We start from the raw sequence: 17614 nt of genomic DNA, 5'->3' as shown, positions 1-17614 counted from the left end.
TATCACTAACTTCTAGGAGTTAGGCTAACCGTCCCTGGATAGGAGAACCTACCCATTTAGGTTAAACGAATCGCACACCGGACAGGATATTATATCAATTGCGGTTTTCACTCCTCATGACTGTTAATTGTTGATTCGGGGTCGCAAAACTGAATGATGGTTGAGTGTTGAATGTTGACTCGATTGTACGCCCGACGATGAAGCGCGAATATCACAGATTTCAGATTAATTCAAGTGTCGATCGATCGTCACAATCGAAACAGGCCGCAACGCATCAAAACGAGTTGAATTCCCCCCAGCCACAGAACGCGATAACTGCACTTGCACGATTCGGTAACTCCAGTGCGGTTCCCGACGCACCCGATCGCCAATCCAGCTCAAAACAGTAGCAATATCCTCAAAAGCATCCAAAGCCAGCACGATCGAGCCTCCAGGAAGCAGCCGCAGCGCGCAAACGCCCAAAATTTTAGTCAACCCTCCGCCACTACCGCCAATAAAGATCCGGTGCGGAGGACGCAAGCGGTGCAAGATTTCCGGGGCAGTTCCGTGAATCGAGAACACATTTTGCAGCCCAAAACGGCCATAGTTGAACTCGATCGCAGAAGTACCAGAAACCGTTTTTTCGATCGCATACACCTCAGACTGCGGGAATAAACGAGCAATTTCGATCGACACAGAACCGTTACCAGCACCCACATCCCAGACAACTTGTCCCGGTTGCAAAGCCAATTGTGCCAGCACCAACACCCGCACTTCCCGTTCCACCGTCAAACCAGGCTTGTCGCCACAACCGATAAAAGCTGCATCCGGTATTCCCAACAAAGGCAACTTTTCCAAATCCAAAGGTTCTGCCCCCGGCGGGGGTTCCCGGAGCATCACCACCACGCTCAGCGGTGCAAAAGACTCTCCCAGCAAAGCTTCCAGAGACTTGGGGCTTACCCGTTCCTCGGCAGCCCCCAAATTTTCGCAAACCCAAAACTTGTAGCGTGTCGGCAAATCTAGAGCTTTCACCAAACTTGCCAGTACAGCCGGAGTATGAGCTTCGTCCGCCAGCACCGCAATCTTCTCCACACCGAGCTTCAGCTTCGCCGTCAGCTCCTCAAAATAGCGTCCTTGAGAGCCTACACAATGAGCATCTTGCCAAGGGATTTGCAAGCGGTTAAAAGCCAACTGCACAGAACTGACATGGGGGTGAAAAGTCAATTTTTCTGCCGGCAATTGGGAAATTAACAACTTTCCCCAGCCGTAGAACAGCGGGTCGCCGGCCACTAAAATTACGATCGGTCGATCGCGGGGTTCCACCGTCCCCGCAGAGGGCTCTAATTCGGCTTGGGTCGCCCACCAGCGCCGAATTTCCAGAATTGCTTCGGTCAAATCTTCCAACGCCCAGCGCTCTCCGTCGTGCTGGGGAAAATAGCTCAAATGGCGCTCGCTCCCTATTAGCAGAGCGGCCATTTCTACAACCTGCCGCGCCGATTCGCTCAGCCCAGCAGCTCCATCTAAACCTATACCAACAACGTTTACTGTCACTTTTTAAGCAAAAAGTAAAAAACCAGAATTACTGATTTTTCCTGGTTTTTCATAAATTGTTTCCTTGACTTTAATGTCAAACAAAAATAATTAAAGCATTTAGGATCGTCAATTAAATAATTTCCCTTTTTTCTTGTGGGATGGGCCTAAGAGCCCGTCCTTTCTGGGCGGGCTCTTAGGCCCATCCCACAACAGTCATGAAAAGTGGATTTTATTTAATTCTGATCCCTTAATAGCCAATATCCTGACTATTGTCACAGGGGAGAGGGGGAGAGGGGGCGAAAGAGTGGGAGATGGGAAGAGTGGGAGATGGGAAGAGTGGCAGATGGGAAAAAATCTTCCTTCTTCCTTCTTCCCTCTTCCTTCTTCCTTCTTCCCTCTTCCCTCTTCCTTCTTCCCTCTTCCTTCTTCCTTCGTTAAAACTCAAAAACAGGCCATTCCGGTTGCCGGAGATAGGTGGTCATGTCGTCAAACTTCCGCAGTTCCACTCGGTTTACGGACAGTTCTTGCGGCGTGTCCAGCCATTGCTCGTTTAACTCTGACAGCAAAGCGCACAAGCGATCGCGGTCAAGGTTCGGCCCGACATCCCCAAAATAAGCCAGAGTAATGTGTGCCGTAAAATGATATTGCTGTTCGATTCCCAAAGCCATTAAATCGGGATTTTGATAGATCGATCGGCGAAACTCCAGAATTTGCTTGTAAGAGTTTTCGTCCGTCGGTGCCAAACAAACACCCACAGCTCTAGTCATCACCATCAACCCCAGCACTATCCAGCGAATGGGAGCGCCGCCCGCCAAGGGTTTGCAGGCGGCAAAACGATCGGCCATGCGCGAGCGCAGTTGCTCCTCAAATTCGGGATTTTTATCAGAGGCATCTCGAAAAGCGCTGCTCCAGATCAAATCGGCTACGGTTAAATGGAAGGTATCAGGAGGCAGTGCCACGAGCGAACCCTCCGCTATTTCCTGCAATAGCCGTTGTTGGCTCGAGTGCAAATTACTATAAAATGCAGCATTTTCCGCATCTTCCCCCGCAGGGGGCGTAATCACCGAATAACCTGGAAAAGGTACAGGATCTCTGCGGCCAGTTTCGTCGGGCTTAAATTTTGGAGATTCCTGAATGTGTTCCACCTGGGACTTGTAGGAGTCCAGCAGCGTCATTCGCGCCACCCGATTTACGTAAGCTTGATAAGTATCATCCAATCTTGATTTCCTCGCGGTGACAAACTCCCACACCAAATTTTATATTATGGTGCGGGCTTCCAACAGTCCTATTCAGGATATGTTGGACTTGCGGAACGTGCAACTGTGATTTTTTGGGCTACTGAGCGTTCTTTATGCAAATTTACCTGTTTTGGGGGGAAGACGACTTTGCGATGGCCCAGGCTGTGACCAGTTTGCGCCAAACAGTCCTCGACCCCAACTGGGCTAGTTTTAACTATGACAAGATTATTGCCGATCGGGCCGACGCTGTGGTCGAAGGGCTCGATCGAGCCTTAACGCCGCCCTTCGGTACCGGCAGCCGTTTTGTCTGGCTGGCAAATACGACTGTAACGCAGCAGTGCTCTCCTGAACTGTTAGCGCAATTTGAACGGACACTGCCGGTGATTCCCCCTACCACCGTGCTGCTGCTGACATCCGTCAAAAAACCCGACAGCCGGCTCAAATCTACCAAGTTACTGAAAGAGTCCGCCGAATTTCGAGAATTTTCACCGATTCCGCCTTGGAATGACAAAGAATTAGCCCAGCGGGTGCGTCAAGTCGCAGGCGAAATGAACGTAAAATTGACCGCCACGGCGATCGAACTTTTGGCCGAATCCATTGGCAGCGATACTAGACAGCTATACAGCGAACTCGAAAAATTGCTGCTGTTTGCGGGCAACCGCAGCCAACCTCTGAACCCGGAAGAAGTTGCGGCACTGGTACACTGTCACGCCCAGAATACCTTCCAGCTAGCCGATGCGATTCGCGAGGGCAATACCTCCGCCGCTTTGGATTTATTGGCAGGCTTAACTGGCCGCAGCGAGCCTGGTTTGAGGATTGTGGCTGGCTTGACTGGTAAGTTTCGGATTTGGCTGTGGGTAAAGGCGATGATCCAAGCGGGCGATCGCGATGATAAAATTGCTCAAGCTCTAGAACTAGGCAATCCGAAACGAGTATACTATTTTCGTCAAGAAGTCAAGAACGCCAGCTTAGAAAAACTGCAAAAAAGTTTGCCCTTGCTGCTAGACTTAGAAGCTTCTTTAAAGCGGGGCCGGGAAGAAATCTCAACCCTGCAAACCAAAGTTATAGAACTTTCTAGCTTGTTTCGCTGATGCGCGACAGGGCACAGAATTGGCCCCTTACTGTAAATTTTTACAACAAATTTCGATAGTGGCTATGTGCTTGATGCCCGATCGCAGGCCAAAAGGTCAATAGATACTAGAAATACTCTCAGAATGCCAAAGTAGAAGTTAATGTGGTAAATAAATATTGTCCGCCGAATGCCGATCGGTTAATATTATTTGCCGGCTCTCCACCCCCCCAAAAAAAAGAGCGCTACCCATGACACAACACAACCCGCGGGAACTGCTCAAGCAAGGCGATCCAAAAGCGATCGCATCTAGCATCAACCGTACACTCAAACCCAAAGGCATCAACGCCGATGTGACGCGGGACAACGGCTGCCTCCACATAATTCTGGAGGCAGACAAAGTACCGGATCAAATGGTATTGGTCGATTTCATCCGCACCGGCATGACGAAGCTGGGACTCGAATCAATTCACACTGTAAAGGTTTACGGGCGTCGAACAGGTGACGGTGAGCCTGCGTGGGAAGATGAAATTGATCTGATGCCTGCAAATTCAATGCCTTACCCCTTGGATAGTGGAATGCCTGACGACTCTGTAGGTTTAAATGATGTCGAGCCCGAAGAGGAAGACTATTATCAAGAAGGAGAATTCGATCGAGATGACGACGAGGAAGACGAAGACGAAGACGAAGAGCAAGCCCCGCCTCCGAAAAAACAATTTCCCAAATGGGTAATACCTGTGGGTATCTTAGTACCTCTGGTGGCGATCGCAGGGCTTTTCTTTACTAAAACTTTCCCCTTCGGCGACTCTAACCCAGAACCGATAGCCCCCGAAGCTGCTTCCCCCTCCCCCCAACCCTCATCTCCCCCTTCTAAAGCCGCTGCATCCTCGACCGCCACATCTCCGGGCACCCCACAGGCAGCCTCCCCTGCACCAAAACCCGCTCCCACTGCTACAGCGCCAGCAAGCCCAGCTCCAGCCTCACCTGCACCAAAAGCCGCCGCGCCTAAGCCTGACTCTTGGAGGGAAGCCGTTAACACAGCTCAGAAGGCAGCAATTTCGGCCCAGACGGCTCAGTCTCAAAATGAGTGGATCGCAGTAGCAAGCCAGTGGCAACAAGCGGTTAAGCTCATGAGAGCCGTACCGTCAACCAGCCCTAACTATCAAAAGGCTCAGCAAAAAGCGGCAGAATATCAGGCTAACCTGATTGTTGCCAACCGCAGGGCAGCAGCAGCGCCTTAAGAGTTTTGAGTTTTGAGTTGAATACTCGATGTGCTAAAAGTCAAAAGTCAAAAGCCAAAAGTAAAAAAACTTGTTTTTACTGAAAGCTTTCTTACTTTTGACTTTTTTCAATTTTATTAAAATTTCATTTAACTTTACCTATTGCTCTGACGGCGTGACAACCCCGTCAGCCTGGTTGCTAAGGATCGCGAATTAAATAACTTACAATTTTAATTGTTATTGTGGGATGGGCTCTTAGGCCCATCCCACTTTCAAGAGTGGAAGTTATTTAATTCTCATTCCTAAACACAGAGCTTAGTTTAAATTTGTTCTTCCCCTTGATTAAAACGCTGAATTCCTTGATTTTTATCTACGCGCACAATAGCATCTTTGGGAATATTGAGGATGCCTGTAAATGAATTTTGGCTTACTTTGAAAGCTTCTTCCTTATTTTTGTAGTCGGCAAGTTCGCGCTGTAAATTGTCAATTGTCTCTTGAAACCGAGCGGCTTGTCTGAGCATTTCTTGTTCTGAAAAGTCCAGCAATTGAATCAGATTAGCCACCTGATATTCAAGTAATTGGGTTTCGGCAATATTGTTATTAGTAACAAAAAATTTAGAAATTCCTGAATAGTCAAAAACACTTTTTTTTTCGGGCATAGATAATGCGGTTTTGACACTAAGTGCCAAATCTTTAAACATTTCAGCCGTGCTTTGGGGAATTTTAACTTTGAGGAACATCACTACCGCAAACACACTTCCTGACGGCAGAAGTCCCCCAAATGCCAAGACAGACTTGACGTGGTAGGGGATAATTAAAGAATTTTGCTCAGGAATAAAGGGGCTGCCTTTTGCCTCTGATACGTGAAAAATATTTAATACTGCGGGTTCTAATTGCAGGAACCTTTCTCGCTCTATTCCGAGGAATGTAGGAATGTCTAAACCAAACTGCCGGATTATTTCCGAAATCGCCGGCATTTGAGCCACTAATTTTGTGCTAACTAATGGAATAGCTGTATTGTCTGCTGCGGTGTGCCGAGAATTCCACTGCGGTTCTGTGCCTGCTGCTGCTAGCAGAGTCCAACATTTCATGTCGGCGGCGGGGGAATTGCCCTTCATCAAGCGGCGCGCGGATTGTTGCAATGAGTCTTCTAACTCCCCGTAGGGATGAGTTTTGAACAAACGCACTAAAGCACAGGTATTTTCTCCAGTTTGCGAATCGCAAAAATGTCGGTAAATATAGTTAACAATCTTCTGGCTGCTGGCTTCCATACTAGCAGTATTTCTACCGAACTGGCGCAGGACTAAGCTGCATTTCGCCATGTCTTGCGGGGTAAATAAGGTAATATCGTACATTAAAAAATGCTCTCCAAGAGCTCAAACACTGTATTTCATTTATCGTTAAGGCCGCTAAGCCATCCGGAATCCTACTGAGAGTTTTGAACAACGTGTTATATCAAATCCGGTAGCATCGGAATTATTCCTCTCTGTATTCTCTCCCTCTGCGTTCTGGAGCGCCCTCTGCGGTTAAATCATTCCGATACAACCGGAAACGATATTAGTTAAAATATGTAGAAAATTTGCCCGCCAAATGCAGCGGTTGTATGCCAGGATACAGAAATTAAGATTTAAAAAAAATCTATCCCCTAGGGTAGGCCACAAGGACAGAAAAGCCGATGTATAATTTATGGAATAAATTTTGACGATGACTCGCCCATAGAAATTAAAAAAACAAGGTTTTTCAGCGGATATGCCTCGCGTTGTATTGGGCATTTTCGTAGATAAAAGTCGGTTTCTGGGTCAGCCATATTCACAGAAATCCTAGAAACTCAAGCTGCAATTTTTGTGGGGGGCGATCGCACGCCGATCAATCAAAAATTGGTACAATTTCGTCAGTCTTGGACGCAAAAACCGGGTTTGCTTACAGAGAAAAAACCCGGTTTCTTGGGTATTGGTAAGTAGATGCTGTGTTCAAAACTTTTAACCACGCCAAACAACTCTACTCAGCAGGTGGAGACTTTGCTTCCAGGGCATCTTTAGCAGACAATCCCTGATCTTGAACGCCAAAATACCACAAACTAGCAGCAGCTTCGGCACGAGTCACTGATTTCTTCGGCTGAAACAAAGTAGTAAAACCAAAAACCCGGCGAATATTCGCCAAATCTCCATTGTTAAAATCAGCTAAAACTGCCCGCGACGCCTGGGAATCAATCTTAGAAGCATCTTGAAAACCCCACTTTTCTTTCACTCCTTCAATGTTAGCTGTCGGCAAAACTTGACGACTATCTAAAGGCACTTTCCAGAGAATCATTGTTTCGCGAGTTAAAGGTGCATCCGGGCGAAATTTCACATCTTTAGTTTCTCCAGAAAGCGAACTCGGAATTACACCGGCTTCTGCTAAACCTTGAATTGCTGAAAAATCCGGATCAGTTTTGGGTACGTCAGAAAAAGCCGGTTCGCTAGAGTCTACTGCTAATCTAATTTGTTTGGCTTGACGGCTAACATAAATCTGATTGTTAGCTGCTACTAACCAGCGGGCGTATTCGCGGCGAGTGACAATTTTGTTGGGTTTGGGTAAAGTGCGGCCACTTTCTAAATTAGCACTTTCGGTCGTTCGCACTTTCAGCACTTCCAACTGACTTAAATCTGCCACAAACTGCCGCAACTGTTGAGGAATTTGGGTGTCTAGTTGGCTAACTTGTGCTGATTTTGGCGATGCGGATGGTGTTGGAATAGTTCCCTCTGAATTAGAGGGAGTTGGTGAAGCGGTTGGAGATGCGCTAGACTCGGAATTATTAGGTTGGGGACTGGCGGCAATTTCGGGGCTTTCTTTGCTGTAGTCGATCGCAAATTCTGTAGAACCCCCTACTTTTTGAGTAGGAGAAAGCGACACTGTTACCCGTAAATTATCTCGCGTTGCTACCAAAGAACCTTGTCCCTCGGCGGTGGGGCGGCTGACTATTTCCCAGTTGCGACGCCCAAACTCTGTAGAGTAAAAGTTCCCAACCGAATTAACCGGATCTGTGCTTTCCCAGCGCAGCCGCACATTTTTTTGCGACGGATCGGTTTGCCCAGTAACTTCGATTAACTCAGCGTTAGGATAGAGTGGAATCTCTGTCGGGAAATCGGGAGGAAGTTTGGCGGTAGAGTTTGTCTCAATTGCTGTCGCTGGTGGCGGGGAAGAGAAAACCACTGGATTTTGTTTTAATTTCGGATCGGCGGCTAAAGATTCTTCAAGTGCCTTGCTGTTGGGGCTGTTTGCACAACCTGTGACAGCAGCCAGCAGACACACAGCCAGCCAAGTATTTACAGCAGCGAGTATATTAGTTTTATTGGTTTTAGTGATTTTAGAGCGTCCTTGAGAGTTGCCTCGCCGTTGAGTAAATATAATATTCAGCATAAATCCCCCCTTTGCGGATATATTTCTAGGCTAGCGCAGATCGATCGGGCAAATATATTTATTACCCAAATGAAATTTCTGTATTTACTTCTAGTTACTGCTACATTACTTTCATACCCTGTCAAGTTTGCCCGTCCTGCTGCATCTCAACCAGCCCCGCTGCGGACAGCCATTCAGATGCCAGAGTGGCAGCCATTTTGCTCAGCGATGGGTCAGTTTGCGATCGATATGCCGGCAAATCCCAAAATTAATTATGAAATTTTTTCAAATCAAATTATTGCTCATACATACCGATCGAACTTTAAAAACAAAGAAACTTATTTGCTTCAATACTTTGACCTAGATTTTCGCCTGACTAACAATAATATCAATAATATCAGAATAACTTTAAATAGTGCAGTTGATTTTTTCGTCGTAGGGGCGAATGCTAAAGTCTTGCAAGTGCGGGATATTTCCCTCGGAGGCTATCCGGGAAAAGAGTTTGAGTTTCAGCCACTTTCCCCTACTGAACCTGTAGGTGTAGGTCAAGTTTTTTTGGTAGAAACGCGCGTTTATGGGCTGGTAGCCACTACCTCAGAACCCGAAAATGCTCAAAAATTTCTCGACTCTTTTCGTTTATTTTGAAGCAGGAAGTTGGGTAATGGGTAGTGTACGATATTTAACGGATTTAACGGAGAAATGTTGAAGGAATAAGTCACAGATTCCAGGAAAGAGAGAAAAACGAGTGGGGAGCGGTTATCTAATTTATTAATAAAACTTATGCTTGGCAACTGGGTGTTCAGGAAAATCTTGACTTGGGCAACAAAAAAGATTCCCATCAACCGCGTTTTTGAGGAAGAATGTAGTCAGAACTAAATTACGCTTGATTTCACGTAATACCTTATTGTATTTTTTGTACTCTATCTAACGACATAGATAAATTTTACACCCGTGGAGCGATGTAGATACTTGCTCAAGTTTATATATTTGATATAAGGATTTTTAAATTGCAGAAAGCACAAACCAGAAAGCACAAACAAAGATGCTGTCTTGCTCCATCTCGCTCCCATCTGGCTCAACTAAGTCAGCCTCATAGAAAGCTTACCCGGAGGGTATTAACCTATTATGAACAAATTAACACCAATTCTCCTCAGCGGCATCCTATTATTTGGAGGTGCTGCTTGCAGCGACGTGGCTAAAACGAGCGCTGATGCTCCTAATTCGGCCACAGGAAATACCACTAGCCCGCCCCCAGCCGAGACAGTTCAAAAAACTCAGGGTGACGCCACTAGCCAGATTCGCCAAAACCAAGCAAATTCTGATATTAGGGCCAGAGAACAGCGCAACAATGTGACGGGAGGCGATGCCATAAGAGCCGATGGCGACCTGCAAAGTGAAGTGCGGTCCAAGTTAGAAGTAAACATCACTAAAGGTCAGCTAACTGTGGAGGCCAAAGACGGGCTTGTCACCGTAGGTGGCACAGTTCCCAATCAAACTGATCTAGCTAAAATTGAGCCGCTAGCTAAAGAGATTAAGGGTGTCAAAGATGTGAATGTTACGGCTGTTGTCGCCCCCGCTGCACCCGCATCGCCTAGCAGCAATCAATAAATGAGCCGGAAGAAGTCCGAGGGAAAGATGTAGTTATCTAGTAGGAGAGAAGTCTGAGGGAAGAGGGTAAAGTTTGGCATTGTAAGATTGCTTGCGGAGCAGATTACAATGCTTAGGTGACTATCTAGGGAGAGCTGGGTTTTAAAGTGAAAGAGTTTAAATTGAATTTTAAATTCACCCATTCAAAACTCACGCAATACCTGCAACTTCCCCTTCCCAATTTCCGATTTCCCATCCCGGAAAAAGAGTGGGAAACCAACCTGAAGATAGAGTGGGAAGTTATTCCCAGCGACCGATGAAAATTGTTGGGAAAAAATGACTAAATGTGATTGATGGCAGAGCATAAATTCTGTGGTTGTGTAAAAGTAGTATATTTTTCAGGAGAAAAAAAATGGCTTTAGGTCAACACAAGCGAGCTGTAGGAGCATTTTCTAATTACCGAGATACGGAACTAGCCCTGATGGAGCTGCAAAGTACCGGGTTTCCGATGAATAAAGTTTCGGTAGTTGCGGAAAAGCTAGATAACAGCGAAATTGCGGGCGCTAGCGCTGGTAAGAGTACCGACGAGAAAGTCGGTGGTGGCGCCAAAGCAGGGGCGACAGCGGGAGTCGTGACGGGCGGTTTGATTGGGTTACTCGGAAGCATTGGAGCGCTAGCGATTCCGGGAGTTGGCCCGGTGATGGCGGGGGGTGCGATCGCAACTCTGCTGGCAGATACTGTAGTCGGAGGCGCGATTGGGGCTGCAGCAGGCGGTTTGGTCGGCGGTTTGGTCGGTTTGGGAGTTCCCGAAGATAAAGCTAAAGCTTATAACGATCGCGTCTCGCGCGGAGAATATTTGGTATTCGTAGAAGGTACAGATGCCGAACTTGCCACAGCCGAAGGAATTATGAGCGTGCGGGGCATTCAGGATTGGGGCATTTACGATGTGCCAGCAGACACCGGCCGCAGAGCTTCTGGTCGCCAGAAGCGCGCCGTGGGAGTATTTTCAAGCCGCCACGAGACGGAACACGCACTGGGAGAACTGAGAACTGCCGGTTTCGACATGAATCGGGTTTCGGTCATCGCTAAGGATGCTGACTCCAAGGGCGACATCGCAGGCATTGACGTGCACGACAGCACGGACAACAAGGCCGATGAAGGGGCCACAAAAGGCGCCCTCACCGGTGGCACTTTGGGCGGTTTGACAGGCTTGTTGGTAGGTCTGGGCCTAGTGGCAATTCCGGGCATCGGGCCGATTATGCTGGCAGGAGCCTCAGCTACGGCGATCGCCACTACACTTGCCGGTACAGCTTTGGGTGCGGCAGCAGGGGGCTTGATCGGAGCTTTAGTCGGTATGGGAATTCCCGAAGAGGAAGCTAAAGTATACAACGATCGCGTGGCCAGAGGAGATTACTTGGTACTGGTTGACGGCAGCGAAGCAGAAGTCGCTAAAGCCGAAAGCATTCTGAGCCGCGGAGGTATTCAACATTGGAACACCTACGACTATAATCCCAGCGTCGATAGTGCTCGCGCTGATTACGGCGCACCGGGCACTCCAGGGGTTGATACTACGCCTGGTATTTACGATCCCAATCAGGGCGTTACGGGCAACCGTCGGATTTAATCATTCAGACTTTGTTTGGGTATGGTTTCTACTTTCTGCAGGGTAGTCGCACTCGCGCACTCGGATTGTAGAAAGCGATCCAAGCAACAGTGGCGAGCTAGCGGTTTTACGCTTCGTCGGTAAAATTATCTCAAAAGTCGGCTTTTTCTCTGAAAGCTGGCTTTTGTTTTGTTCTGGAAAGTTAAAAAAGCTCCCTGTCAAAAGTTTAATTTGGATTAGGGGCTCAATCCGTGAGCTGGGCTTTGCGCCGGAGGAGCGATGGGCTCCCTTAATTTTTATAGCCTAAATCAGCAGCAGTTTTTTACTCTGTAACACTCACTACAGCTCGATTGCAAACCCTGCAGTATTATCAAATTTGATGACATAAATTACAGCAGATATTGCCCAGTTAGTCAAAGAGCGACTATCTTTAATTATGGGGTGGCTAATTTCACCAACTTATACAGGTGAAGTACCCAGTCCCGCGCGCCCAGAAATGCCTGCGGTGGTCGGCAAATATTAGAATAGTAATAATTGTCGGAGGCTTCGGGCAAGACTTAGGCTGGTCATTAGTTAGCTGTAGCAGCAGAATTGCCGTTGGCAATACCTGCTACAGGAATACAGTTTTTCTGGGAATGCCTCACCGAAACATTTGAGAAGCCCAGAAACAGCTTTTATGTCCGGGAGCGCGTCAGGTGTCGGGTGTTCTGTAAATTAGAACCGCAAGCGCTCATGGATCGAGTAAACATTAACAGCAAGCACAGCAGCGCGGGAGCACAATGGCTCGCGGCTAATTTTTTCGCGAAATCTCAGGCTCAGCGCAGCGTATTGTTTGCTTTGCCTGCTGCTCGCTCAGCACTCCGAGGGAAACAGCCTTCCTGTTGGATTTCACGCTGCGCGCAGCACAGTGGGGGGAGGTGAAACTAGCTGAGCTGACCGAGCTCTGCTTTCAGGGGCGATCGAAGATAGAAGGCACTTATGTAGAAGGCATTTGGGGTTGAAGCTCCGATATCTTGTTTCTTGATTGCACTAACTAATAAATTCGATCGCCAGTACCAGCAATTTTTCCGGTCAGAATGCGGCGCGGATGCCGCCAGCAATACCCCAAATATTCGATCTATCTTTACAAGATCGATCGACAACTTCTCGGTATTTTGGTAATTAGTTAGCAGGTAATATTAGTGGTTAGCAGTTAGTATAAATAAAACTAACAATTAACAACTAACATCAACGGCTAAATAATTACTAGCCAAATAATACTTACAGGACTTACAGGCGGCGAGAAACGCGGTTTTTTCATAACTTCCGCGCTAGCCAACCTCAGATTATACCAGAACCCGGTTTATTTTCGTAAATTATAACTATGAGAGCAGGGTGATGGTAGGAATCAAGCAGTTTTGACAATTGTTAATGTGGCAGTATTAGTTTAAAAAACTGACTGGCAAACACGATAGTACAAACTTTCACACAACATAGAACATCGAGAAATTAAGGAAACTCACTCAATTTTTTTATGAATTTCACTGAACTTTTAAGTGCCGATGAACTTTTAATTAGACATAGAAACGGGGAACGAGATTTTCGAGGAGCTAACCTCATTGCAGCTCATTTGAGTGAAGCTAATCTCAGTCGAACAAATTTGAGCAACGCTAATTTGAAAGGTGCCAACTTAATTAGAAGCAAACTGATTGGAGCTAATTTAAACGCCGCCGACTTGAGCGGAGCTAATTTGTCTAAGGCGAAATTAATTGAAGCCAACCTGGGAAGTTCTAGTTTCACTGGAACTGTGGCGATCTCCGCAGATTTTAGCGGCGCCAATCTCAGCGGAGCAATATTGTCTCAGGCTGACTTGAGCAAAGCGGTTATGACGGGAGCGAGTTTAGTAGGAGCTTGTTTGCTAAGCGGCTCAAAACTAACTGAGGCTAATTTGAGCGGGGCGACGCTGAGCCGAGCAATTATGAGCGGGGTTGACTTAAGCAGAGCAAATTTGACGAGAGCCATTCTCAGCGAGGTAGACTTGACCGGGGCGAACCTGAGCGGAGCAACTTTAACTCGGGCTTATCTCAATCGCGGAAATCTCAGCGGCGTCAATTTGGTTGGGGCTTGTTTGAGCGAAGCAAGTCTGCGGGAGGCTTCTATTAGCGCTGCTAATTTGAGCGGTGCTGACTTGAGCGGTGCTGATTTGCAATCGGCCAATCTAAATGGCTCTAATTTGAGCGGGGCTGACTTGCAGGGAGCTAATTTAAGTAAAGCTAATTTAAATGGTTTGATTCTGCACAATGCTGATTTGAGGGCTGCGAATTTGAACAAAGCTTCTTTACGGGGAGCTAACTTGAGCGGTGCGAATTTGGCAGGTGCTAGCTTGCTGGAAGCGGATTTGCGGGGGGCGAATTTGAGTCACGCCAATTTGTCGGGGGCGGGTTTACTGCTGAGTTCTCTGACAGGGGCGAATTTGACAGGAACTAATTTGTCCGAGGCTAATTTGATTGGGGCAAGCTTGAATGTTGATAATTTGAATGAAGCAGCTTTGGGCGGGGCGATTTTGCCGAATGGAGCTACTCACAGCCGTGATTGATCAGTTGATTAACCATAATTAATTAGGTCAATCTCAACAAAACCGAACACCGAGAAACCCGATTTTTGTATGGGCGGTGCCCAGAGTGCCGGCCCTTCCGGGTTTCTCGCCTCTCCATCGCCCGGAGCTGATTAAGGCGGTTGAGCTTTAACCCCATTCTACGGAAAGCCGATTTTGGCCGGAAATGCACGAAACATCGATCGCCCCGATCGAACTCCAATCGAACTCAACTTGCACTCGGTCAGGGCCCAAGCGCCCCAAAAAATCCGGTATCCTCGCGCTCATCGCTATTGGGGAAATATTTTGGGAATTTACTTGCAAAATTTATGGACACCGTGCTATGGTTAAAAGGTTTGAGACTTAAAAAATCAATAGAGGTAAAACCCCGCAGAATGAAACAATTGGGAACCCATCTGGTCGCTGATGCTTGGCAGTCTCCTGGAGACCTGCTCAACGATCCTGAACGTATCCGCCGCGCTATTCTCGATGCGATCGAAGCCGGAGGAGCTACTCTCATCGATTTGTGCGTACACCAGTTTAGTCCTCACGGAGTGACAGCTACTGCTACTTTGGCAGAGTCCCATATAGCAATCCATACTTGGCCTGAACACGGTTATTTTGCTGCAGACTTATTTTTCTGCGGAGCCGGCGACCCTCACCGAGCCATGAAGGTGCTACAGACAGCTTTGGAAGCTAAACAGGTAAAACTCACTGAGTTCACGCGCGGTTTCGAGCCCGGGGTGGGAATCGTAGGTTCTGCTTGTGAAGAGCAGTATGCCCCTCGTTCAGTAGAAACGATTGCCGCCAGAGGATGATGGCCAATTAGCGTAACTTTGAACATTTTATGCTAGGTTTTGTTTAAAATCCCACGGCTTGAGCCGTGGGATTCTTGTTGGAATTTACTTTTTCATTAATAAAGGGCGGACAACTAAATAACCTGCACCGAAAGCTGCAATCACAATCAGAAAAATCGCGATCGCCAACCACAATCCACTTAAGTCTGAGGTTTTTTTGAGTTGCGATCGCACACGGTAAGGAGTTTCCGGCACCTCTGTAAATAATTTTTCGGGAAGTGGCTGCGGCATCGAGGCGGCTGTTGGCTCCGGTTCCGGTAGTGGGAAGGGGAAAGCCACTGTCTGAGGTGGTTGAGGTATGGCAGAGTTAGTCTGCGAGGTTACAGGTGGTGGGGGCGGAGGTTCAACGCTGAAATTGAATTTGACTGACGGCATTTGAGGCATCCCTGTCTGGGTAATACTCTGAGCCGAGTTGACTACTTGCTGTAACTGTTGGGATACTTGAACTACTGTTTCTACTTCTCGCCGCAGTTGTTGATTTTGTTGGACTAATTGCTGATTGTGGGTTTTGAGGGAGTCCACCATCGCTTGGGCTGCTTGCAGCTCTGCCGTGACTTCTCGATAGAGGGAAATTGGTACTGATGGAGAGTAACTATTTGAGTTTTCAGGGGAAGTATTGTCAGATAAGGTAGTATTTTGCATAATTGTAGATGGCGAGGGTGAACTTGTTTTAGTTTAGCCTGAGAGTATTTGCAATTAGATCGATCGCAACACAATTCGTCAAGATATTTGTTACAGATATTGAACGTAAAATTAATTTAATGTTACAAGTTTTTAGTCGATCGCTATGAATAAGCACGCACCGGAACAAACTATGTCGCAAAAGTCAAGCACCGAAGAAATGAAATACGGCGAACGCCAGATTTTGGAAGGGGAGTTAATTACTTTCCCGAATCCGCGAGTCGGGCGGCGCTACTCGATTAACATTACGTTGCCAGAGTTTACTTGCAAGTGTCCGTTTTCTGGCTATCCCGATTTTGCGACTATTCACGTTACTTACGTGCCAGACGAGCGGGTGGTAGAGTTAAAGGCGCTGAAACTGTACGTCAACAGTTATCGCGATCGCTACATTTCTCACGAAGAATCGATCAATCAAATTTTAGACGATTTTGTGGCGGCTTGCGCGCCGCTGGAAGCGACGATTAAGGGCGATTTTTCGCCACGCGGGAACGTGCACACCGTGATTGAGGTGTCGCATCAGAAGTAGAAGGCTCAGCCTTTAAATGTGCGTTATCAGAATACTCAGATACCCGACTTCTTTAAGAAGTCGGGTATCTGAGTATTCTGTTTTTTTAGCCCTTGCTCACTTAACTAGATAAATTGTTATCAAAGACTAAAGATTATCCGCTGCTGGTTGGAGGCGGTATTGTTCGCGGACGCTCAATAACTTAGTCTTGGAACCCTTTGGTTCTAAGGCTTCCGTCAGCCAAAGCTCTTGCTCATGCTTGATGTTTATCGCCCGCCGGATTTCTTTCACCTCCTCACGAGAAATACCTAGCTTATCTGCCATGCAGTTATGAAGATGTAATTCTGACAAATCAATTTTGCCATCAGCAACGGCAATCTCCCAAGCTGTACATAATATTAGGCGATGCTTTAGTCGCTCTTTATTGCTTTGACTACAACTTTTTTCCCGATGTTCTTCATCAAAAGGAATACTCGTTGTCATGATTTCATCAAATTTTTGCCGTTGTTCTATGGCTTTGCGAACTAAATCTCGCTCTTCCTTTCTCATACCGGAGGTAGTCATCAATCTATCTATAGTATCTTCCTCCTTGTCATCTAATTGACCATCAATCCAAGCCATTGGTAAAGCAGCAATAATTATCTCTGATAAAAACTTGCTCATCTTGGCCGCTTCTTCTTGATTTTTCCAGCCCGTCAGACCGCTGTAAATCCCGACAGTTGCTAATACTCCCAGTCCAACAGGAGCAGCAAATGTTAGTAATGAGTAGTACCCTGCACTGACAACAATACCCGTTGAACTGCCCACCAAGCCCCCAATCAAAGGAATGCTGTGGATAGTTGTCCAAATACTAGCCGGCGCAAATACTGAGGTCGCAACTGCTGAAGCGCCAACACCAGCCAAAGCCCCTACAGTTGCACCTGTCCCTAGTGCAAAAGCATCTTTTGTCCAATCTTGCCCCTTATTTTGCTTTAATAAGTCGGCACTTATACCTTCATACTCTGCAACTGAATTTTTACCAACATATACATTCAATCCTTCTAATTCACGATCGATATAGCTTTGATAAGATTTATCACTAAAGTTGATGCCACGCTTACAGCCCTCTTCATAAATTTTCTGGCTGGCATCGTTAATAGTAGATTTAACTTTCTTCCAGGATTTGCCAAAAATATCTTTTAAATCTTTAATATCGGTTTCTATGTCATTTAATCCAGCAAAACCTTTTCCTCTTAGTCGCTCTAAGTAATAGCCTTTATTCATGTCAAAAATCATATCTAAAAGTGCCAGTGCCACCACAAGAGCAATAGCGCCAGGGGAGCATCCCGGTTTTGCGCTTTTGATCATCAAACGGATATTGATCCGTTAAGGTAGGCGCACCGAAGCTTAAGC

16 protein-coding genes are annotated in these 17614 nt (G+C 46.9%); 9 read left to right on the top strand and 7 right to left on the bottom strand.

Translation table 11 applies throughout. The features are described 5' to 3' along the window. Positions 1-225: 225 nt before the first annotated feature. The gene (gene cbiE, locus QUA88_RS27470; RefSeq protein WP_333274903.1) at positions 226-1530 is read right to left on the bottom strand and encodes a precorrin-6y C5,15-methyltransferase (decarboxylating) subunit CbiE; all 1305 of its coding nucleotides are present in this window, start codon (positions 1528-1530) and stop codon (positions 226-228) included. A gap of 416 nt (positions 1531-1946) precedes the next feature. After that, positions 1947-2687 (bottom strand): DUF1868 domain-containing protein, encoded by a 741-nt coding sequence (locus QUA88_RS27465; protein WP_333274906.1) that lies wholly within the window; start codon positions 2685-2687, stop codon positions 1947-1949. Positions 2688-2863: 176 nt separating this feature from the next. On the opposite strand from QUA88_RS27465, the gene holA reads away from it, so the two are divergent. After that, on the top strand, positions 2864-3841 hold the full coding sequence (gene holA / locus QUA88_RS27460; RefSeq protein ID WP_333052388.1) for a DNA polymerase III subunit delta: 978 nt from the start codon (positions 2864-2866) through the stop codon (positions 3839-3841). 229 nt (positions 3842-4070) lie between these two features. Continuing rightward, entirely contained in the window at positions 4071-5060 is a 990-nt protein-coding gene (locus tag QUA88_RS27455) for a hypothetical protein (RefSeq protein ID WP_333052389.1), read from the top strand. Between the two features lie 299 nt (positions 5061-5359). On the opposite strand, the gene QUA88_RS27450 is transcribed toward QUA88_RS27455, so the two are convergent. Together QUA88_RS27450 and QUA88_RS27445 are read right to left on the bottom strand one after the other, a co-directional pair. After that, entirely contained in the window at positions 5360-6394 is a 1035-nt protein-coding gene (locus tag QUA88_RS27450; protein WP_333052393.1) for a histidine kinase, read from the bottom strand. Between the two features lie 643 nt (positions 6395-7037). After that, complete coding sequence (locus tag QUA88_RS27445) at positions 7038-8438, bottom strand: S-layer homology domain-containing protein (protein WP_333052395.1); 1401 nt, start codon at positions 8436-8438, stop codon at positions 7038-7040. A gap of 69 nt (positions 8439-8507) precedes the next feature. On the opposite strand from QUA88_RS27445, the gene QUA88_RS27440 reads away from it, so the two are divergent. The 5 genes from QUA88_RS27440 (at position 8508) to QUA88_RS27420 (ending at position 14182) form a co-directional block, all read left to right on the top strand. Next, positions 8508-9062: a hypothetical protein gene (locus tag QUA88_RS27440; RefSeq protein ID WP_333052397.1), complete on the top strand. Its 555-nt coding sequence runs from the start codon at positions 8508-8510 to the stop codon at positions 9060-9062. Between the two features lie 480 nt (positions 9063-9542). Further along, a complete protein-coding gene (locus QUA88_RS27435; protein ID WP_333052400.1) occupies positions 9543-10025 on the top strand; it encodes a BON domain-containing protein in 483 nt (160 codons plus the stop codon). 391 nt (positions 10026-10416) lie between these two features. After that, positions 10417-11628 (top strand): histidine kinase, encoded by a 1212-nt coding sequence (locus QUA88_RS27430; protein WP_333052403.1) that lies wholly within the window; start codon positions 10417-10419, stop codon positions 11626-11628. A gap of 446 nt (positions 11629-12074) precedes the next feature. Beyond that, positions 12075-12263 carry a hypothetical protein gene (locus tag QUA88_RS27425; RefSeq protein WP_333208433.1) on the top strand — a complete coding sequence of 63 codons (189 nt, stop codon included), beginning with the start codon at positions 12075-12077 and terminating at the stop codon, positions 12261-12263. Positions 12264-13120: 857 nt separating this feature from the next. After that, entirely contained in the window at positions 13121-14182 is a 1062-nt protein-coding gene (locus QUA88_RS27420; protein WP_333052406.1) for a pentapeptide repeat-containing protein, read from the top strand. Between the two features lie 147 nt (positions 14183-14329). Here the strand turns inward: QUA88_RS27420 and QUA88_RS27415 are convergent, their stop codons facing one another. After that, positions 14330-14467, bottom strand: coding sequence for a hypothetical protein (locus QUA88_RS27415; RefSeq protein WP_333233245.1), 138 nt, complete (start codon positions 14465-14467; stop codon positions 14330-14332). A 107-nt stretch (positions 14468-14574) separates the two neighbouring features. On the opposite strand from QUA88_RS27415, the gene speD reads away from it, so the two are divergent. Then, on the top strand, positions 14575-14997 hold the full coding sequence (gene speD, locus QUA88_RS27410) for an adenosylmethionine decarboxylase (RefSeq protein WP_190743421.1): 423 nt from the start codon (positions 14575-14577) through the stop codon (positions 14995-14997). Between the two features lie 84 nt (positions 14998-15081). On the opposite strand, the gene QUA88_RS27405 is transcribed toward speD, so the two are convergent. Continuing rightward, on the bottom strand, positions 15082-15678 hold the full coding sequence (locus tag QUA88_RS27405) for a hypothetical protein (protein WP_333208431.1): 597 nt from the start codon (positions 15676-15678) through the stop codon (positions 15082-15084). Positions 15679-15823: 145 nt separating this feature from the next. Here QUA88_RS27405 and queF point away from each other — a divergent pair, with 145 nt between their 5' ends. After that, positions 15824-16243: a preQ(1) synthase gene (gene queF / locus QUA88_RS27400; RefSeq protein ID WP_333208430.1), complete on the top strand. Its 420-nt coding sequence runs from the start codon at positions 15824-15826 to the stop codon at positions 16241-16243. A gap of 126 nt (positions 16244-16369) precedes the next feature. On the opposite strand, the gene QUA88_RS27395 is transcribed toward queF, so the two are convergent. Then, positions 16370-17485 carry a TerB family tellurite resistance protein gene (locus QUA88_RS27395; protein ID WP_333274895.1) on the bottom strand — a complete coding sequence of 372 codons (1116 nt, stop codon included), beginning with the start codon at positions 17483-17485 and terminating at the stop codon, positions 16370-16372. Between the last annotated feature and the right edge of the window lie 129 nt (positions 17486-17614).

The sequence above is a fragment of the Microcoleus sp. D3_18_C2 genome (assembly GCF_036702395.1).
GTDB lineage: Bacteria > Cyanobacteriota > Cyanobacteriia > Cyanobacteriales > Microcoleaceae > Microcoleus.
This window is presented reverse-complemented; position numbering and strand designations above follow the sequence as displayed.